Genomic DNA, 19,271 nt, shown 5'->3' on the forward strand with positions numbered 1-19,271 from the left:
AGGGAGTGACTGACCTGCGCTTAGGCTCCCCGAGTGGCTGACGTGACCGGTGCTCCCGGCGCTCCCGGCGCTAGCCTTCGGCGAGCAGTCCTGTTCACGAGCGCGTCCAGCGCCTTGGTCCCGCTCGCAGGCCTGCTCACCCAGCCCGTCCTCGCGCGTGCTCTGGGAGCCACCGGCCGGGGAGAGATGGCCGCCGCCATCGTCCCCGCCGTGCTCGCCGGGTCGGTGGCCACGCTGGGGCTGCCGGATGCCCTGACGTACCTGGCCGCGAAGCGGCCGTGGACCGTACGACGGGCGTTGGCGTGGTCGGCGCTCTTGTCTGTGGCGATGGGCGTCCTGTGCTTCTTCCTCGCCTGGGCGCTGCTGCCGTTCCTGTCCGATGGCGACGCGGCGCTCGGCCGTCTGATGCTCCTGGCGATGGCGCTGTCCATTCCCATGCTCATCGTGGGTGCACTGCGCGGGGCAGCCATGGGCCATCAGATGTGGGGAGCCGTTGCCCTGGAGAGCATCGTCACCACTAGCCTGAGGGTGCTGGTGTTCGTGGGCCTGTGGCTCACCGGCGATCTGACACCGCTGATCGGTGTCATGGTGACGTTCCTGGCGCCTGCTGTCGCCGGACTCTGCTACTGGCCCCTGCTGCGGAAGCCGCCGGGCATGGCTGCCGAACCGGTCTATGGAGACGCCGAGCGGGTCCTGGTCCCTCTCGTCTCCTACGGGGGACGGACGTGGTTCGGCTCGGTGGCAAGCATGCTCGCTGCCACGATCCACCAGATACTCATGACGCCCTTAGCCAGCGTGCGCGATCTGGGGCTGTACAGCGTGGCCGCGACCGTCATGGACGTGCCGATCATCTTCTCGCGAGCTGTCGCCGGTGCCCTGCACGGGGTCAACAGCAAGACCAGCAACGCGGTCCAAGTGGCGACCGCCTGTCGGGTGACGACGCTGCTCGGCTTGGTGGGGTGCGTAGTTCTGGGCCTCAGCGCGCCCCTCTGGATGGTCCCACTCTTCGGCGAGAGCTTCGCGGACGCGGTCCTGCCGACCCAGCTCCTGCTCATCTCCGTGGTCTGCTACATCCCCGGTCCGTTGGCCGGCGCGGGACTGGCCTCCTTCGGTCGGCCGGGGCTCCGCAGTCTGGGCTTCGGTCTGACCTTGTTGATCAACATCGCCGTCTTCGTTGTTCTGGTCCCCAGGTTCGGGATCCTCGGCGCATGCCTGACGGGGATCGTGGCAAGTGCGCTGCAGTCCCTCTTCCTCGTGGTCGCAGCCTCGCGCGTGCTCGGGGTCCCAGCTCACCGCTTCGTGGTCCCAGGGCCGGGCGACGTCGCGCTCGTGTGGCGTGAGTCGCTTCGTGTCCTCGAGACCCTCCTTGCCCCACTTCGTGGACGGCTGACAGGGGGGAAGACCGCGGGACGGGACTAGCTCCGGCGGATGATTCGACCGTGCCGCGCAAAACGTGCGCAGCTCGGCCATGCGGTAGCCCGGCGCGGCGTCCACGAAGACAGTCCGCTCAGTGCTTTGACAAGCACCCGTCCAGCCGGTAGTGACGCGGTATCGCTGCCCTGCCAAGCCAGGCGCCCAGGGCAGACAGGCGTCCGGGCCTCCGGCGGCGAAGGGTTCGCGACGTCACGCCTCGCCGCGCCGTACGCGGACGCCTGCTCCGATCTCGACGGTGTCCCCGACGCGGCGCCGGCGTCGTCGACTTGCCACACCCGGCGAGACGAAGGCCAAGAGAGCCACCACGCGGCTCCGCGGTCGCTGCCCTGCGTCGACCAACACTGCAAGGGCTGCTTCACGCACCCCGTGTCGGCCTTCAGCGAGCAGGTAGATGAGCCGTCGCCATCGGAACTCGCAGAGCTCGCGGGCCCGGGCACGCCAGACCACCCCTCGCTCCGGCGGGTCGAGGTCAGTCCGCCCGGCGGCGCGGTCGAGGACGCGCAGCCGCGCCTCGGTCATCCCGACGGGGTTCGAGCTGAGGGAGCCCTGCGCCAGGCGGTAGCGGGCGAGGGGGGCGTCCACCAGTCCCACTCGAGAGCCGCTGAGGACCAACCGCTGCCAGAACTCCCAGTCCGCGGTGACCGCGAGGGACTCGTCGAAACCGCCGGCCTCGAGCCACCGCCCACGAGGAATCGCGCACATGCCGAGGACGAAGTTGCCGTCCAGGATCGCTGCTCTCTGGCCCTCGATCGGGAACGGCCACTCCGCGTGGTAAGCGCGGCGGACAGGGACGCCGTCCGCCTCCACGACGGCGTCCGTGGTGAGGATGTCGAGGTCCGGCCGTTCCTGCGCGAACCACGCCAGGGCCTCCAGCCGGCGCGGGTGGAAGACGTCGTCGGCGTCCAGGACGACCACGTAGTCGCCGCTGGCTGCGGCGACAGCCGTGTTCTTTGCAGCCGACTCGCCGCCGTTGGGCCGGCGCACGACCCGGATGGCGTCGCCGAATCCGGCCAACACCTCTGCCGTGCGGTCGGTGGACCCGTCGTCGCAGACGACGACCTCGAGCGGTGGATGCGTCTGGTCCAACGCCGACTCGACGGCCTCGGCGACGGTGTGCTCCGCCTGGTGAGCCGCGATGACCACCGAGAACGTGGGCGGGTCCGCCAATCGACGCACGGGCGTGGCAGGAGCAGGCGCCAGGACGGGCCACGGTCCGCCCGGCAGGACGGTGTCGACCACCTCGTCGGTCGTCTCTAGTCGCCGTCCGTCAGCGCGCCGGCCCAGCAGCTCGGCGTGGAGCGCCACGTACGAGCGGACCATCGCCTCGACGGTGAAGTGACGCCGGGCATCGTCGGCCGCCGCGGCGGCGAGTCGCCGCCGCAGGCTCGGGTCGGTGATCAGCCGGTCCAGGGCGGCGGTGAGCTCCGCGGCGTCGTCGACCGGGACGAGGAGCCCCGTCTGCTCGTGGCGCACGGCGTCGGGAACCCCGCCCACCGGAGTCGCGACCACCGGTATGCCGGCGAGCATCGCCTCGAGGACGACCAGGGGGAGTCCCTCCCACCGGCTCGGGACGGCGAGCACGTCGAAGGAGGGCAGCAGGGCAGGAACTTCGTTCGACCAGCCGGTCATGGTGACCCGCTCCTGCAGGCCGAGTTCGGTTACCAGCGTCTCCAACGCTGCCCGCTCGGGACCGTCCCCGACCAGCGCCAGGTGCAGGTCCGGCAGGCCGGCGACGGCCCGGACGAGCACGTCGAAGCCCTTCTGCGGATCGAGCCGGCCGACGGCCCCGACCACCAGACGGCCCGGCGGTGCTGCCACGGGGCGACCGGTCCCCGGCTCGGGGACCCCGTTGCGCACGACGCGCGCCGCACCCCGCGGCAGGCCGACGAAGCGTTCCAGCCGGCGCGCCGACCCCTCGCTGACCCCGACGACGGCATCCAGCCGCCGCGCCGTGAACCGCACGATCCGGTCGATCCGCGGGCCGGGGCTCGGCATCGGCAGGTGCTCCACGGCCACGACCGGCGTGTGCCAGAGTGTCGTGGCCGCGAGGACCGTGTACGGGTCCGCGTACGGCACGGGGAGGTTGACGTGCACGAGATCGGCGCCGGCCGCCGCCATGGCCCGCCGGTGTGCCCACACGGCAGGGAGGTCCCGCCAGCCCCGTATCTGCGGGAGGAGCATGTGCGGCGTCCCAGGACGTCGTGCCGCCAGTTGCTCGAGGACCGCGTCGTCGACGCCCAGGAGTTGCACGTCATAGTGGTCGGGGAGCCCGGCGAGGAGGTGTCCGAGCACGATCTCGGCGCCACCCCATCCGACCGCGCCGCAGAAGACCAGGAGTCGTATGCGGTGCGGCTCGCTCACCGATCACCGGTCCCCTCGTGAAGTTCCTGGTGGCGGCCGACGACCACCCGTGGCCTGCGCGTTCAGGCTATCGACAGCGCCTGCACTGGACACTGCGCACGCTGTCCGAGCTCGGCGCCGTCGACCTCCTCGTCGTGCGCGACCGGCCGCTGCCCGCCCCGGACGGCCCACCGGCAGAGGTCCGGCTCGGCAGGTCGGAGGTGGTGATCGCCCCCTACACGGCCCGGTCGTCGACGTCGCGCGCGGCCCACTGGCTGGCGTCCGGGCGGCCACGGCGTCTCGTCGGTCAGGACTGGCGGTGCGCCCGAGAGGTGGCACAGCGGTGGGCGTCGACCGGCTACGACCTGGTGTGGTTCGCCCACAGCCCGACGTACCTCGCCCTGGGCGACGTGCTCCCCGCACCACACGTCGTGGACCTCGACAACCTCGAGTCGTCGATGGCCCGCCATCGGCGGACGGGGCGGGACCGGCTCTCGTCGGGCCGGAGCGTCGCCCGCCACGTGGCCAGTGCCGCTGCCGACCTGCTCGACGAGTGGTTGTGGCGGAGGGTGGAGAAGCGGGTCACTGCCCGAGCGGCCGTGACCGTGGTCTGCAGCAGTCTGGACCGCAGCCGGCTCGGACGGTCCCGGGTGGCGGTCCTCCCCAACGGGTACGAGCTGTCCAGGTCGGCGGCCGGGACGTCGGCGTGCCCGGCCGCTCCCGGTGCGGTGCTCCTCTTCGTCGGGCTGCTCACGTACGAGCCCAACAGGGACGGTGTCGCCTTCTTCGCCCGGGAGGTGCTGCCCCTCATCCGTGCGCACCGGCCGGATGTGCGGTTCCGCGTCGTGGGCGACCACGGGGCAGACGTCGTGGACGCGCTGCGAGGGGTCGCCAGTGTGGAGCTGACCGGTGAGGTGCCCGACGTGACGGCGGAGCTCGCCGCGGCGAGTGTCGTCGTGGTGCCCCTGCGGTTCGGGGGTGGGACGCGCATCAAGGTCCTCGAGGCCTTCGCCCACGGCGTCCCGGTGGTCAGCACGACGGTCGGCTGCGAGGGCCTCGACGTCGAGGCCGGGCGCCACGTCCTCCTGGCGGACGATCCGCCGTCCCTGGCCGCGGCGTGTCTCGGCCTGCTCGAGGACGCCGAGCGCCGGACCGCGCTCCGCGCGGAGGCAGAGGACCTCTGGCGGCGCCAGTACCGGTGGGCGGCCATCACGCCGACGGTCCGCGAGATCGTCGAGGCCGCCGTCGCGCGAGGGGGCTCGTCCTGCTGAGCGACCGCCCGGGCGAGGACGGGCCCCTCGTCTCGGTCGTCATGCCGTTCCTGGACGCCGCCCCCTACATCCGGCAGGCCGCCGGGAGCGTGCTCCGGCAGAGCTGGACGAACCTGGAGCTGCTCCTCGTCGACGACGGCGGCAGCGACGGCAGTGACCGGATCGCGCGGCGCCTCGCCGAGACCGACCCGCGGGTCCGCGTCCTGAGCCACGAGGGCCGCCGGAACCGGGGCACCGGCCCGAGCCGCGCGCTCGCGATCGGCCAGGCCCAGGGAGAGCTGGTGGCCTTCCTCGACGCGGACGACGTCTGGGAGCCGTATCACGTCGCCGACCAGATCGGCCTCCTCGAGGCGCACCCGGAGGCGGACCTCGTGTGTGGCCGCGCGTGGGTCTGGCACAGCTGGCGGGACCCCGCTGCTCCCGACGTCCTGTCGGACCTGGCCTTCGCGCCCGGCGTGGTGGTCGGCGGACGGCGGTTGCTCGCCGCCGTCCTGCGCAACGGAGCGGTCGCGACGTCGACGTGCTCGCTGCTCGCGCGGCGGGACGTCCTCCTGGGCGTCGTCCCGCACGTCGAGGCCTTCGCCGGGCTCTTCGAGGACCAGGTGGTGAACGCGTGGCTCCAACTGCGGGGGACGGTGGTCATGAGCGGCGCCACGAGCGCCTGGTACCGCATGCACGACCGGTCGATCAGCGCTCGCCTCGGCAGCGAGGAGGAGGCGAGGGTCTACCTGCGCTTCCTCGCCTGGGTGCGGGACCAGCTCGGCGAGGAGGAGGGCGACGCGGAACTCGTCGAGCTGATCGACCGGGCAACGGTGCGCACGACCGAGACGCTGCGCCCGTCCCAGCAGTCGCGCCCCGGTCACCTGCTGCGAGCGGTGGTGCCGGCGGTGGTCCGCCGGGCGGTCGGCCGCCTCCGCGGCGCGCTGCACCGCCTCCGGGCCCCTGAGCGAGAGGTCGGGTTGGAGGAGGTCGCGTGGGCGCTCCACCGGCACGGCGCCGATCTCCGCGGAGACGTCCTGGTGCTCGGGGACGGGACGCCGGTCGACGGTTGGACCGCGGCGACGTCGGTGCGGGCGCTCCCGCTGCCCGGGCGGCAGGCCGCGGCGGGACCTGCGCACATGCTGGCGGACCTGGACAGCGACGCCTACGACTGCGTGGTGCTGGTGCAGGACACGGGACCCGTCGAGGCGGGGGACCGCGGGCTGCGCCACCTGCGGCGAGCCCTCCGCCCCGCCGGCGTCCTGCTCGTAGTCCCCCGGCGCGAGGACCAGTCCCTCCCCGAGGACCTGCGCGCCGTCTTCGGATGGGATGCGGTGAGCCACGACGCACCGGGCGCACCGTATGCGCCGGTCCTCCGGGCGTTCGTCCCGGCTTCCTGACGCGACCCCGAGCGGGCACTCGCCACCAGCGCGCTCCCGGGTGGTGCTTAGCCTCAGGTCGTGGACTCCCCCCTGACCAGGCTCCCGGTCCGTGTCCTCCGCGCGGTCGAGAAGCGCTCGCCGCTCGCGCGGAGAGCCAAGTTCCGGCTGCGGTGGGCCGGCGTGCGGCGGCTCGACCCTCTCTCGGAGTGGGGCTTCGACCGGGGGACGGCCGTCGACCGGCACTACATCGAGCGCTTCCTGCGCGAGCACCGTGACCTCGTGCGCGGCCGGACGCTGGAGGTCAAGGAGGACCTCTACGCCACCGGTCTCGGTGCGGCACAGGTCGACGTCCTGGACATCGACCCCACCAACCCCGAGGCCACCATCGTCGGTGACGTGTGTGATCCGGCCACTCTGCCGGAGGGGACCTTCGACGCCGCGATCGTGACGCAGACGCTGCAGCTCGTGCCGGACCCGGTGGCCGGGCTGCGGAACGTGCTACGAGCACTGCGCCCAGGGGCCGCCGCACTGGTGACCGTCCCCGCGATGAGCCGGCTCGCCGGCGACTGGGACCGCTGGCGCTGGACTGCCCGCGGTCTGCAGGACCTGCTGGATCAGGCGGGAGGGACGGGTGTGGTGGCGAGCCACGGCAACCAGGTCGTGTGTCGCGCCTTCCTCCTCGGGGCGGCGATCGACGACCTCCCCCCGGCGATCCGCGACGTCGACGACCCCGACTTCCCCCTCGTCGTCACCGCTGTGGTGCAGCGGCGAGCGGCGTGACCTGGCGCGTCCACCGCCCCGCTCAGCGCGCTCGCCAGCGCCGGGCGACCCGGGGGGCCAGCGTGGCCAGCGTGAGCAGGGCGGTCCGGCGGCGGGACGAGCGGCGGCAGCGCAGCAGGGCCAGGCTCTCCCGCCGGGTGGCCACGCCCTGGTCGAGCCGCCAAGTCCAGTACTCGTAACGCAGCTGCCACAGCGACCGGTCCGCGATGCTCCGGTCGGCGGGTCGGAGGGACCCGTTGGCGGCGATCAGCTCCGCCACCCGGACCCGGCCGACGAGCACCCGCTCCCGGTCGGCGGTCTGTTGCCCGGCCCACCGCCGGTAGCGGTAGAGGGGAAGGGGCACCAGTCCGGCTGATGCGCCACGGAGGAACATCCGTACGTAGCACTCCCAGTCGGGCCCGTAGCGCAGTGTCTCGTCGAAGCCGCCGGCCTCCAGCAGGGCCGTACGCCGCATGGCCGGGGCGGGCAGGAAGTTCCAGCGGAGGATCTCCGCGCGCTGGTCGGCCGTGGGGAAGTGGTCGGCCAGGGACCACTCGGTCGGCTCCATCCCCGGCCCGAAGTCCTCCCACGTAGTCGTGAGCAGAGAGAGGTCGGGACGGCGCGCGGCCAGCCAGGCCAGCGCCTCCAGTCGTCGGGGGTCCATCTCGTCGTCGCCGTCGAGGACGACGACGAGATCGGTGTCCAGAGCCGCGACGGCGGTGTTCTTCGCCGCCCCCTCCCCACGCTGGACGGAGTGGCGGACCAGGCGGACCCGGTCGCCGAAGGGGCGGAGCGCGCGCTCGACGTCGTCCGACGAGGCGTCGTCGCAGACGACGACCTGGTCCGCCGGACGTGTCTGCGCGAAGACCGACTCCAGCGCCGCCGGGAGGTGTGCTGCGACGTTGTGGGCGGTGACGAGGACGCCGACCGAGACCCGCTGTGGCGGGGAGAGCGACTCTCCCGGAGGGGCTAGGTATGGCCACTCGCCGATCACGCAGGCGCCCTGAAGGCAGTGACCGCGGCGTGCAACTCGTCCACGCTCCAGCGGCCGACCGTGATCCGCGGGACGGCGAAGGGTGAGGCTCCCTCGACGGGGCCCGCCACGTTGACGAAGGCCGCCCGGTACCCGGCCGATCGCGCCTCTCGTGCGTTCCGGCGGATCACCGCCCCCACCGAGCCGTAGGGATAGGCGAGGAGGTCGGGGGCAGTGCCGAGCAGGTCGGCGAGTCGGTGCCGGCTGCCTGCCAACTCCTCCCGACCGGCTGTCCGGGACAATGCCGCGAGCGCCGAGTGGGTGCACGTGTGTGACCCCACGTCGAACAGCTCCTCCGCCGCCAGTGCCCGTACCTGTTTCGCCGTGAGCCGGCGGTGCCGTACGCACGACGGCGGCCGAGGCCGTGCCGCCTCCAACGACGTCAGCACCTGCGCCGCGACTGCGTGCCCCTGCCGCTGCAGGACGGCGGAGAGCTCCTCGTACGCTCGGCGGGACGTCGCCGGTGTCGTGAGGTCCAGTTCCAGTTCATGCCGTCCTGCTGTCACCTGCACCCGATCGACCCCTGGTCCCGGCTCCAGGAGCAGGTGCTCGAGCCGGTCCCACCAGTACTCGGGTGCCTCCGGGGCAAGGGCACCCGCGACGATGAAGAAGGTGGCCGGGACGCCCAGGTCGCGCAGCACGGGAGCGGCCTGCTCGAGGTTGTCGAGGTAGCCGTCGTCCAGCGTCACGGCAGCGGTCGGGCGACTGTGAGCAGCCACGATCTCCCGTGCCGGCACGAGGTCGAACCACTCACGCACGGCCGTCATGTGCTCCCGGAAGAGCTCGGGGGGGACCACCATGCCGCCGGGGTCGTCCTCCGCATCGACGTCAGCGATGCGGTGGTAGAGGAGGACGATGTGCTGTCCGCGAGGACGCCAACGGCGCGGCCAAGCCGGTCGTCGCTGCCACCTCCGCCGGACCCCGGACGCCACCCGCGCCGCGGAGGGTGGGTCGGTGAGCCAACGCAGGGGCGCCACGGTGCCGCAGCCTAGGTGGTCGGTCGGGAGCGGCGCCCGGTGTCGCCGGAGCGAGGGACGTCCGACCGGGCCGAGCCAGGGCTGGCCGATCAGTCCAGGTCCAGGATCCGCTCCGGGGTGAAGCGGCGGCGGAGGACGTCGCGGACGGCGAGCAGGTTGCCCCGCAGCCGTTCCCGTCGCCAGTCCGTCTCGGGGCCGCGGACGGCACGGACGGCGTTCTTCCCGACCCGGGGAAGCGTCTCGTAGACGGTCAGCCACAGCGGGAAGCTGCCCTTGTGGTGCAGGTACGCGGGGTTCATCACCTGGGAGTAGCCGAGCCGCCCGTGCGACGTCCGGCCGCCGGACTTCACGCCGCGGTGCACGATCACGCAGTCGTGCACGCGGGCCACGGTGCCGTGGCGCATGCAGCGCCGGGCGAAGTCGTGGTCCTCGAGCCAGGAGTAGAGCGGCAGCCGGGGGTCGAACTGCTCGCCAGCGACGGCGTCGGGCCGGAAGCCGAAGTTGCAGCCGTAGAGCTCCCGCCTCCGCTCCCACTCGCCGGTCAGCGGCTCGTCCCGGGACGCCTCCAGCGCCGCGTCGGCGGCCTCACGGGTGATGGCGTCCCCCGTGGCGCCGTCCAGCAGCACCCGCCCGGTCAGGGCGACGACCTCGGGGTGGGTGTCGAAGAAGGCGACGCCCTGCTCGAGGAAGTCCTCGCGCACCACGGCGTCGTCGTCGAAGCAGAAGACGTGCGTGGCGTCGGGGACGGCCGCCAGGCCGGCGTTGCGCTGGGCGGCGAGCCCCCGGTCGTGCACGACGAGGGTGCCGGCGGGCAGCGGCTGCGGCGGGAGGCTGGCCTGGTCGGGCACGGACACGACCAGGGTGAAGTCCTCCACGGTCTGGCGCTGCAGGTCGGCGACGACCTCGCCCAGGAGCTCCGGGCGCCCGGCGGATGCCAGCACCACGGCGACCCGGCGATCAGAGCTTGTCGGCCCGGGCACTCGTCCTCCGTCGTGTCGGTCAGGCGAGGGAACCCCTGACTGGGGCCCCGGAAGGGTAACCGCAGGTGAGCGACCCCCGCCGTCGACCGTCATCATGTGCGGGTGCCGGACACCCCAGGAGACAGCCGCCCGCGCGTGACCCTCGTGCACGAGCGGTTCACCGAGTACGCCGGCTCGGAGATGGTCGTCGAGCAGCTGGCCCACGAGTGGCCGGCCGCGCCGATCCTCGCCCCGATCGCCCGTCCCGGGGTCCTGCCGGCGGACATCGCGCCGCGGGTCCGCAGCACCCGCCTCAGCCGGCTGCTCCGCGGCACCACCTACGCCCACCTGCTGCCTGCGCTCCCCGTCGCGATGGGCCGGCTCCCGGTCCCGCCGTCCGACGTCGTCATCGCCTCCCACCACGCCTTCGCCACCCAGGTCGTCCGGGCTACGACGGCGCCGGTGGTCGCCTACGTGCACAGCCCCGCCCGGTGGGTGTGGGACCCGGCCATGCGGGCCAACGAGGCCGGTGGCCGGGTGGGCGCCGCAGGCCTGGCCGCCTTCTCCGCCGCCTACCGCCCGGTCGACCTGCGCGCGGCCGCCCGCGTGCACACGCTGGTCGCCAACTCGCGTGCGGTCTCCGACCGGATCCGCGACTGGTGGGGCCGCGACTCGGTCGTCGTGCACCCGCCGGTGGACACCGAGTACTACCGCCCCGACCCGGACGTCCCGCGCGAGGACTTCTTCCTCCTCGCCGGGCGGCTGGTCCCGTACAAGCGGCCCGACCTCGCCGTCCGTGCGGCTCGTGAGGCCGGTGTCCGGCTGGTCGTCGCCGGCGACGGCCGTGCGCGGGCCGAGGTCGAGGCACTGGCCGGCCCGGACACGACCTTCGTCGGCCGCGTCGACGACGACGGGCTGCGCGACCTGTTCCGCCGCTGCCGCGCCCTGCTGATGCCCGGCGTCGAGGACTTCGGGATCGTCCCGGTCGAGGCGCAGGCCTGCGGCGCGCCCGTGCTGGCCATCGACGCCGGGGGAGCGCGGGACTCCGTCGTCCCGGGGCGCACCGGCGAGCTGGTGCCGGTCGCCTCCGTCGAGGACGAAGTCGACGTCTGGGCGCGTGCCCTGGCGTCCTTCGACGGCGCCGCCTACGACCCCGTCGGCATCCGCCGGCACGCCGAGTCGTTCTCCCGGGCGCACTTCCGCCGGGCCATGGCCGACGTCGTGGAGAAGGTCCTCAGCTCCCGCTGACCCGGCCGCCCAGCACTGCGGCCACGGTCTCTTCCGCCACGTCGTCCCAGGTGCGCCGCAGGCGCGCCGGCGCCTGCGGCCGCGGGCGGTCCAGGTGGCGCAGCGCCGCCCCGGCCCACCCGTGCACGTCCTCGGCGGGCAGGTGCTCGGCGACGTCCCCGCTCACCTCGACCAGGGCGGGGTCGAGCGAGGTCACCAGCGGCGCACCCAGGTCCAGCGCCTCGACGGCGGGCAGGCCGAAACCCTCGGCCAGGCTCGGGGCCAGCACCACCGCACAGTGCTGGTAGCACCAGCGCAGGGTGCCGTCGTCCACGCCGGTCAGCTGGACGACCGAGCCCTCCGCCACCAGCCGCGCGTGGTCGGGCCCGTAGGCCTCGGTGCCCCAGGCCGGCGGGCCGACCAGCGCGAGCACGGCGTCGGGGCGCTTGCGCACCACCTCGGCCCAGGCCGAGACGACGACGGCGACGTTCTTGCGCTTGGAGGCGTCACCGACGACCAGCGCGAACGGCCGCCCCGCCAGCGCCTCGACGGGGGCCGGCGTGCTGGCCAGCAGTTGGGGGCTGGTCGTCAGCGGAGCGACCGCCGCACGGGGCGCGAGCCGGGGATCCCACCGCAGCAGCCGGTCCCGGGTGGCTGCGCTGACGCAGACCAGCGTGTCGGCCTGTCGCAACGACGCCGCGTAGGGGCGGCCGAGCAGCGTCCGCTTGGGCAGCGGGAAGTCGTCGGGACGGTCGAACAGCAGCAGGTCGTGGACGGTGAGCGCCGTCCGCGCCCGCGTGCCGCGGGGGAGCAGGTGCTTGGCGCCCTGGACGACGTCGAAGCGGGACCCCAGCCGCCGGCCCAGCGCGTAGCGCTCCCACACCGGCAACAGGGGGTCGGGCACCGCCGGGTGGGTGAGGACGCGGTCGCGCCCACCCGCGAGCTCGGCCAGCGGTCCGGCCGCGGCGGATGAACCGAGCAGGTGGAGCTCGACGTCATCGTGGCGGGCGAGGGCGTGCGCCAGCTCGACCGTGTAGCGGACGATCCCGCCGCCGCGCAGGGTCGGCGGGACGTGGCCGGCCATCAGCAGCCACCGGGTGGGGCCGGTCATCGGCCGCGCTCACTCACGGCCCCAGCCTCACACACCGCGGCGGCGACCTGCCTACTGCCGGTCTACGCCTGAGCGCGGCCGGTGAGGCGCTGCGCGATGGCCCGTGCGCGCCCCTGGTCACGGCGGTAGCGCATGCGGACGAGGCCGTGCGCCATCCCGACGGGGGTGACGAGCGTGGCGAGGCACCAGAGCAGCACCTGCACGCGCTGGAGGGGCGGTTCGGGGCCCGGGTGGACGGGGGAGCGCACGGCGTCCCAGAGGAGGCGGCGTCGCGTCTCCCCGGGCAGCGGGCGGTCCTGCGGGCGGAGCCGCGCTGAGGCGACCCGCAGCTCGAGCAGCTGGCGGCTGCGGCGCAGCGGGGCGCACGCGGGGTCGGCGGGCACGCCGCGGACCCGGCACGAGTACTCGTACCGCTGGCGGGCCCGCTCGACCGCACGGGGGAACTTCCCGGGGTCCCGCAGCAGGTCGCTGGTGTTCTCGCCGTGGACCCGGTACCCCACGAGCGGCTCGGCGACGGTGACGACGTCGCCCAGGAACGGGGCGGCGGCGAGCAGTGCCGAGTCCGTGGCCGGGCCGCAGCTGTCGTCCAGGGGGAACAGCCGGTCGAGATAGGCGCGCGCGTAGGCGTTTCCAGATCCGGGCGGTGTGGGGTACGCGGTGGTCTGCTCGGCCCACCGGCGGATCTCGCCCGGGGAGGGCTCGGCGGGGAAGCGGGGGAACACCGTGCCGAGGGAGGCGCCGTCCTCGTCGATGCGCAGCATCGAGAACTGCACCTTGCTGATGCCGGGACGCCAGACCCGGGCCAGTGCCCGGCCGATGCCGGGGAAGAGCACGTCGTCGGAGTCGAGGTGGATGACGACGTCGCCGGTGACGTGCTCGTAGCCGCGGTTGCGGGCCACGCGCTGCGTCGCGTTCTCCTGGTAGATCGCGGTGACCCGGTCCTCGTAGCGGGCGATCACCTCGCGGGAGTCGTCGGTGGAACCGTCGTCGACGACGATCACCTCGACGTCGTCCCAGTCGAGGGCCAGCGCGCTCTCGATCGCCTGGCCGACGAACCGGCCGTAGTCGTGGTTGGCGATCACGACGCTGATGCGTTCGAAGCCCCCGCCCATGTCGGACCACCTCCCGCTGCTCGGCGCGACGCCGGTCGCGGTCGGCGGCTGCACCGGGTGTCGTGCCCCGCGGCCGTAGGTGGAGGTTAGTCGACGAGGCCGTTCCGGCTCGGCGCCCACCGACCCCACCGGGTGACGTCTCCCTCGCACCGTCCCGCGGACCGGCCGGCCATGCGCGGCCATCACAGTGGTCATGTGTTCAACCAGTTGCGTGTCACACAATTGATGCTGACGGCTTCCGCTTGGAGAACGACGCGGTTACGGTTTCCCTGCCGGTTGAACGACGACGTTCCTGGCATCCACGGGGATCCAGCGCGCCGAGCGCTGCTGCGCCGGTGCGACACGGGGGTTGGTGCCTTGACTCTGCTCGGCGTCAGTGACGGACCGCTTCGTCACGATCTGCAGCCGGTTGGTCGCCGGTGGCTGTGGCTGGCTCCCCGGCTGCGTGGCGAGGGGACCGCCGCGCGGCGCGCGTGGCGCCAGTCCTACGTCCGTCGCCTCGTCCTCCTCGACGCCGTCGCCGCCCTGCTGGCCGGCGTCGTCGGGTCACTGGTTCCCGAGGACGGCCCGCTCATGGGGCCGGGGGCCAGCACCTCGCTCGTCGTCGCCCTGCCGCTGGTGTGGGTCGGCGCCATGCTCGTGGCCCGCACCTACGAGCAGCGGTTCCTCTGGGTCGGCCCTGAGGAGTTCCGACGGGTCTTCTCCGCCGCCGCGCTCCTGCTGGCCACGGTCGGCACCGTCTCCTGGGCGTTCAAGCTCGAGGTCGCGCGCAGCTTCGTCGTCGTCGCGCTGCCGCTGGCGACCCTGATGACCCTCGCCGTCCGCGTGGCCCTCCGCCTCCGGCTGCACGCCCGGCGGGCGCAGGGCCGGCACGTACAGACGACTGTCCTGGTCGGCCATCGCAACGGCGTCGCCGCGCTGAACGCCCAGATGGAGCGCGAGGCGCGACACGGCTACCGCGTCATCGGCTGCTGCCTGCCGCTGTCGGCCGGCGATCGCGACGTCTTCGACGGCCTGCCGGTGCTCGGCAGCCTCGACGAGGTCGCCGACGTCGTCCGCCGCTACGAAGTGGACACCGTGGCCGTGCTGCCCTCGCCCGAGCTCGACGGCGCGCAGCTGCGCAAGCTCGGCTGGGACCTCGAGGACACCGAGGCCGAGCTCCTGCTCGCTCCCGCGGTCACCGAGGTCGCCGGTCCGCGCGTGCACGTGCGCCCGGTCGCCGGCCTCCCGCTCATGCACGTCGAGCGCCCGGAGTTCACCGGCGTCCGCCGCATCGCCAAGGACGTCGTCGACCGCACGGCGGCCGGCGTCGGCGTCCTCCTGCTGCTGCCGCTCCTGCTCACCCTCGCGGTCCTGGTCAAGGCCACCAGCCGGGGCCCGGTCTTCTTCAAGCACGAGAGGATCGGCCGCGACGGCCAGCCGTTCCAGGTCCTCAAGTTCCGCAGCATGGTCGTCGACGCGGACAAGGTGGAGCTGGGCCTGCACGAGCAGAATGAGGGCAACGCGGTCCAGTTCAAGATGCGCCGCGACCCGCGCGTCACCCGGGTGGGTTCCGTCATGCGGCGCTACTCGCTCGACGAGTTGCCCCAGCTGCTCAACGTCCTCGGCGGGAGCATGAGCCTGGTCGGCCCGCGCCCGCACGTGACCCGCGAGGTCGAGCAGTACGGCTTCGACATGCGGCGCCGGCTGCTCGTGAAGCCCGGCATCACCGGCCTGTGGCAGGTCAGCGGCCGCTCCGATCTCTCCTGGGATGACGCCGTCCGGCTCGACGTCCGGTACGTGGAGAACTGGTCGCTGGCGTTCGACCTCATGATCCTGTGGAAGACGGTGGGCGCCGTCCTCCGTGGTTCCGGCGCGTACTGAGCACTGCCGACGACAGCGCGTGACCATTCCGGTCCGTCGGGTGAGGTGTTCCGAGATCACCATTCGGGGCGAATCACCGGAATGGGTCCGGAATGGCGAATGGTCGCGGGGGATGACACGCTCCGCTGACCGCGCCAGGCAGTGGGCGCGGTAACGGGGAGGGTCATGGTCGACACCACGGGGGGCGACGCTGCGTCCGGGACGAGGACGCGACTGCCGGGACGCGGCCGCGCGGGGGCCGTCCGGGTGGGGAGAGCCACGAAGGTCGCCCGTGCCCGGACGACCGTGACCGCCGGTCGGGGGACCTGGTGGCTGCGGATGGGAGTCGCGCCCTATCTCGTCCTCGCCGACGTCGTCGCGTTCGCGGTGGCCACCGTCCTCACGCGGCCGGGCTCCCTGGTGGCGCAGGGGCTCGCGCTGGTCTTCCTCCTGCTCGTCTTCTGGCGCGCCGGCCTCTACCGCTCCCGGCTCACCCTGTCGCTGCTCGACGACCTCCCCTACGTCCTGGCGGCGGTCGGGGTCGCGTGGGCGCTCAAGGTCGCCATGGCGGAGGTACTCCCTCGCGTCGACACGCCGGGGCGCCAAGTGGTGCACGTCGCGGCGCTGCTCGCGGGGGTCCTCGTGGCCCGGGCGCTCGCCTACCGGGTCGTCCACACCGCCCGCTGCCGCGGCGTGGTCCGCCACCGGACACTGATCGTGGGTGCCGGCCCGGTCGGCGTCCGCGTCGCCGCCACCCTGCTCGAGCGGCGGGACTACGGCCTCGACCCGATCGGCTTCCTCGACACCGAGTGGCCGGACGGGTCGGCACCCCTGCTCCCGGTCCCGCTGCTGGGCCGCTACCACCGGCTCGGACAGGCGGTCCAGGAGCTCGGGGTGCGCGACGTCATCGTCGCCTACGGCGGGGTGAACGAGGACGAGCTCGTCGACATCCTGCGCACCTGCGACCGGCTCGACGTCGACGTCTTCGTCGTCCCCCGGTTGTTCGAGCTGCACGACGTCAACCGCTACACCGACGAGATCTGGGGCATCCCGCTCGTTCGGCGCCGCCGCGCCGTCTACCGCAGCCCCTGGTGGCGGGTGAAGCGGGTGGTGGACGTCGTCGTCTCCCTGCTGACGCTGCTGCTGCTCACCCCGGTGCTGGCCGCCTGCGCGGTCGCCGTCCGGGTCGAGGGTGGGCCGGGGATCATCTTCCGGCAGGAGCGGGTCGGGCTGGACGGCCGTCCGTTCCAGGTCCTGAAGTTCCGCTCGCTCAAGCCGGTGGACGAGACCGAGTCGCAGACGAACTGGAACATCAAGCACGACGACCGGCTGGGGCCCGTCGGCAGGTTCCTCCGTGCGACGTCGCTGGACGAGCTGCCGCAGCTGTGGAACATCGTCCGCGGGGACATGAGCCTGGTCGGCCCGCGCCCCGAGCGGCCGCACTTCGTGAACCAGTTCTCCGCGCACATCCCGCGGTACACCGCCCGTCACCGGGTGCCGGCGGGGCTGACCGGGTGGGCGCAGGCGCACGGCCTGCGCGGGGACACTTCGATCGAGGACCGCGCCCGGTTCGACAACTACTACATCGAGAACTGGTCGCCGTGGCTCGACATGAAGATCGTCCTGAAGACCGTGGGGCAGGTGCTGCGGCGCCAGGGCGGCTGATCGCCGAGGCCCTCTTCCGCTGGCTGTTCGCGCTGGTGACCGCGGGGATGCTCACGGCGTTCGCCGCGCTGCTGGTGACCGGCCGCTACTACAACGAGGGGCCGGTGCTGGTCCGGGTCACGGCCGAGCACGGACTGCACCGCGGCGACGTCTTCGTCGTCACCGGCTGGGCGGCCGGGATGCTGTCCCTGGTCGGGTTGCTGGCCTACCGGCGGCGAGAGGCGCCCCCGACCTCAGGCGGCGGTTCGACGCAGCAGGGTGCGAGCCGGCGTCACGCCGCACAGCGCGGCCGCCAGGAAGACGTGCCCGTGCTCGGCGACGAACACGTTGAGCGCCAGCCAGGTCGACCCGAGGAGGAAAGCCACGGCTCGATCCTGGGCCGTGGGCAGCGCCGAGATCATGAACGCGCGAGGTGTCCGTGGCAGGCGTGACGAACGGGTCCGGACGTGTGATGCGAGCGCTCTCGAACGGGACCGCAGGCCCCTCGTGTCACATGCGTCAGCGGGGGACGTCCGGTAGGGCCTCGGTCTGGAACTTGTCCGCGTTCTGCGACAGCGAGTCGTTGCGCAGGTAGGCCCACATGCGCTCGCCGGTGACCTCGTCGAGATAGACGACGCTCGCCGGACCCTCCATCCCTGTGCCGAGCACCGGGGCGGTGAAGGAGACGACGTTCTCCGGCCGCAGGTCGCGCAGGGAGTAGGCCAACGACAGCAGGTCCCCGTTGCCGAGGGAGTCGTCGACGCTGACGGCGTTCGCCACCGCGAGCAGAGCGGCGTCGAGCCGGCCCGGGTCGGTGAAGGTGTCGGACGTGAACAGCTGGGAGAACATCGCCTCGAGGTACTGCTGCTGACGGCGCACCCGGTCGAAGTCGCCGCCCTCGAGGCCGTAGCGCTGGCCCAGGTACCAGCGGGCCTGTTCACCGTCGAGGTGGTTGACCCCGGCGGGGAAGGTGTACGGCCCGTGGCTGGTGGTCTCGGCGACGATGACGTCGACCCCGCCCAGGGCGTCGGTGACCTCGACGATCCCCTCGAAGTCGATGGCCACGTAGTGGTCGATGCGCACCTCGGTCAACTGCTCGACGGTCTGGATGAGGAGGGGCGGCCCGCCGTACGCGTACGCGGCGTTGATCTTGTCCATCCCATGGCCGGGGACGTCCACCCACGAGTCGCGGGGGATGGAGACCAGCTGCGCGTGCTGCCGGTCCCCGGAGAACCGGGCGATCATGATCGCGTCCGACCGGCCGCCCCCGGCGATGCCCGCATCCGCCGTGGCCCGGGTGTCGCTCCCGACCAGGAGGAACGTGACCGGTTCTGCGGAGGCCTGCCCGGCCGGCGTCGCGGGCGCGGGCCGGACGTCCTCGTCGAGGTCGGCGAAGACGTCGCCGACCCGGTCGATGTTCCCGGCGTAGCGGTCGGTGAGGTACCAGAGGCCACCGCCGACCAGCACGACGAGAACGGTGACGAGCACGCCGAGCGCGACGACGAAGCGCCGCAGCCCACGCCGTCGGCGGGGAGGGTGCTCCTCGGTGGTGGGCTCGTCGGCGACGAGCGTGGACCCCGGACGTGCCTCGTCGTTGCTCACAGTGACCCCCGTGGCTGTCGTTGCCACGAGGCTAGGGGTGGAGCAGCACATCCGGCTGCCCGTCCCACCCACGAGGGTGGGTCAGCGCCACGCTCGGTGACGCTCCGGAAGGCGTCGGAGTGCGGCACTAGGGGCGCGTGTCCGCGCCGCAGGGTCCCGTCCGTCCGGGGGAGTGGCGTCTCGGTGCCTCGGTGGAGACCCGGCGCCACCGCCTGTGGCACCGCTTCCGCTGGGTCGGGGAGGACGCCTCCAGCGGCGTCGGTCTCTACGCCTGCCGCTGCGGTGCGGTCCGCCCGGGCCTCTGACGGTCCAGAGGGGTTCGGTCAGTGTTCTGCGGCCGGCAGCGCGGTCGTGTCGCTCAGGCCGTCTGGGGCCCCGCGGCGGCGCGGAGGTCGTCCTCCCGGCCGGCGAGGACCGAGTCGAGTTCCCGGCTCAGGTCACCGCACCCGAGCATCTCCCTGCGGTCCGCCAGCCGGATGACCTGCCCCAGGCCGAGGGCGACGGCGAGCGCCATGACAGGCCAGCACAGCGCAACGAGGAGCACGACGGTCACCCTTCCTTCCTAGGAGCACTCAGCAGCCCGACCGGCACGGCCGCGC

16 protein-coding genes are annotated in these 19,271 nt (G+C 73.2%); 8 read left to right on the forward strand and 8 right to left on the reverse strand.

The annotated features are described in order from the left end of the window. Positions 1-42: 42 nt before the first annotated feature. Positions 43-1,419 (forward strand): lipopolysaccharide biosynthesis protein, encoded by a 1,377-nt coding sequence (locus ACI8AA_RS14815; RefSeq protein WP_457045221.1) that lies wholly within the window; start codon positions 43-45, stop codon positions 1,417-1,419. A 204-nt stretch (positions 1,420-1,623) separates the two neighbouring features. Here the strand turns inward: ACI8AA_RS14815 and ACI8AA_RS14820 are convergent, their stop codons facing one another. Then, positions 1,624-3,795, reverse strand: coding sequence for a glycosyltransferase (locus tag ACI8AA_RS14820; RefSeq protein WP_457045166.1), 2,172 nt, complete (start codon positions 3,793-3,795; stop codon positions 1,624-1,626). Between the two features lie 17 nt (positions 3,796-3,812). On the opposite strand from ACI8AA_RS14820, the gene ACI8AA_RS14825 reads away from it, so the two are divergent. Genes ACI8AA_RS14825 through ACI8AA_RS14835 form a run of 3 tightly spaced genes read left to right on the forward strand, consistent with a single transcriptional unit; the run spans position 3,813 to position 7,186 of the window. Next, positions 3,813-5,045, forward strand: a complete 1,233-nt coding sequence (locus ACI8AA_RS14825) for a glycosyltransferase (protein ID WP_457045167.1) — start codon at positions 3,813-3,815, stop codon at positions 5,043-5,045. Between the two features lie 41 nt (positions 5,046-5,086). Next, positions 5,087-6,424, forward strand: a complete 1,338-nt coding sequence (locus ACI8AA_RS14830; RefSeq protein ID WP_457045168.1) for a glycosyltransferase family 2 protein — start codon at positions 5,087-5,089, stop codon at positions 6,422-6,424. Positions 6,425-6,484: 60 nt separating this feature from the next. After that, complete coding sequence (locus ACI8AA_RS14835) at positions 6,485-7,186, forward strand: methyltransferase domain-containing protein (RefSeq protein ID WP_457045169.1); 702 nt, start codon at positions 6,485-6,487, stop codon at positions 7,184-7,186. A 22-nt stretch (positions 7,187-7,208) separates the two neighbouring features. On the opposite strand, the gene ACI8AA_RS14840 is transcribed toward ACI8AA_RS14835, so the two are convergent. The 3 genes from ACI8AA_RS14840 to ACI8AA_RS14850 all read right to left on the reverse strand — a co-directional run bounded on the left by ACI8AA_RS14840 (position 7,209) and on the right by ACI8AA_RS14850 (position 10,116). Beyond that, positions 7,209-8,159 (reverse strand): glycosyltransferase family 2 protein, encoded by a 951-nt coding sequence (locus tag ACI8AA_RS14840; protein ID WP_457045170.1) that lies wholly within the window; start codon positions 8,157-8,159, stop codon positions 7,209-7,211. After that, entirely contained in the window at positions 8,156-8,998 is an 843-nt protein-coding gene (locus tag ACI8AA_RS14845; protein WP_457045171.1) for a polysaccharide deacetylase family protein, read from the reverse strand. The genes ACI8AA_RS14840 and ACI8AA_RS14845 overlap by 4 nt, the downstream gene beginning before the upstream one ends. A gap of 266 nt (positions 8,999-9,264) precedes the next feature. Continuing rightward, positions 9,265-10,116, reverse strand: a complete 852-nt coding sequence (locus tag ACI8AA_RS14850; protein ID WP_457045172.1) for a glycosyltransferase family 2 protein — start codon at positions 10,114-10,116, stop codon at positions 9,265-9,267. Positions 10,117-10,290: 174 nt separating this feature from the next. Between ACI8AA_RS14850 and ACI8AA_RS14855 the strand changes: the two genes are divergently transcribed. Continuing rightward, entirely contained in the window at positions 10,291-11,382 is a 1,092-nt protein-coding gene (locus ACI8AA_RS14855) for a glycosyltransferase (protein WP_457045173.1), read from the forward strand. Here ACI8AA_RS14855 and ACI8AA_RS14860 read toward each other — a convergent pair. Together ACI8AA_RS14860 and ACI8AA_RS14865 are read right to left on the reverse strand one after the other, a co-directional pair. Beyond that, the gene (locus tag ACI8AA_RS14860; RefSeq protein ID WP_457045174.1) at positions 11,369-12,472 is read right to left on the reverse strand and encodes a glycosyltransferase family 4 protein; all 1,104 of its coding nucleotides are present in this window, start codon (positions 12,470-12,472) and stop codon (positions 11,369-11,371) included. The two genes, ACI8AA_RS14855 and ACI8AA_RS14860, sit on opposite strands and share 14 nt — an antisense overlap. A gap of 62 nt (positions 12,473-12,534) precedes the next feature. Next, the gene (locus tag ACI8AA_RS14865; RefSeq protein WP_457045175.1) at positions 12,535-13,584 is read right to left on the reverse strand and encodes a glycosyltransferase; all 1,050 of its coding nucleotides are present in this window, start codon (positions 13,582-13,584) and stop codon (positions 12,535-12,537) included. A 357-nt stretch (positions 13,585-13,941) separates the two neighbouring features. On the opposite strand from ACI8AA_RS14865, the gene ACI8AA_RS14870 reads away from it, so the two are divergent. From ACI8AA_RS14870 to ACI8AA_RS14880, 3 genes are all read left to right on the forward strand, one after another. After that, positions 13,942-15,447: a sugar transferase gene (locus ACI8AA_RS14870; protein ID WP_457045176.1), complete on the forward strand. Its 1,506-nt coding sequence runs from the start codon at positions 13,942-13,944 to the stop codon at positions 15,445-15,447. A 318-nt stretch (positions 15,448-15,765) separates the two neighbouring features. Continuing rightward, complete coding sequence (locus tag ACI8AA_RS14875; protein ID WP_457045177.1) at positions 15,766-17,091, forward strand: sugar transferase; 1,326 nt, start codon at positions 15,766-15,768, stop codon at positions 17,089-17,091. Positions 17,092-17,138: 47 nt separating this feature from the next. Further along, positions 17,139-17,522 carry a hypothetical protein gene (locus tag ACI8AA_RS14880; RefSeq protein ID WP_457045178.1) on the forward strand — a complete coding sequence of 128 codons (384 nt, stop codon included), beginning with the start codon at positions 17,139-17,141 and terminating at the stop codon, positions 17,520-17,522. A 67-nt stretch (positions 17,523-17,589) separates the two neighbouring features. On the opposite strand, the gene ACI8AA_RS14885 is transcribed toward ACI8AA_RS14880, so the two are convergent. Together ACI8AA_RS14885 and ACI8AA_RS14890 are read right to left on the reverse strand one after the other, a co-directional pair. Beyond that, complete coding sequence (locus ACI8AA_RS14885; protein ID WP_457045179.1) at positions 17,590-18,672, reverse strand: LCP family protein; 1,083 nt, start codon at positions 18,670-18,672, stop codon at positions 17,590-17,592. Positions 18,673-19,030: 358 nt separating this feature from the next. Further along, a complete protein-coding gene (locus ACI8AA_RS14890) occupies positions 19,031-19,225 on the reverse strand; it encodes a hypothetical protein (RefSeq protein WP_457045180.1) in 195 nt (64 codons plus the stop codon). Positions 19,226-19,271 lie beyond the last annotated feature (46 nt).

The organism is Geodermatophilus sp. SYSU D01180 (assembly GCF_054050415.1).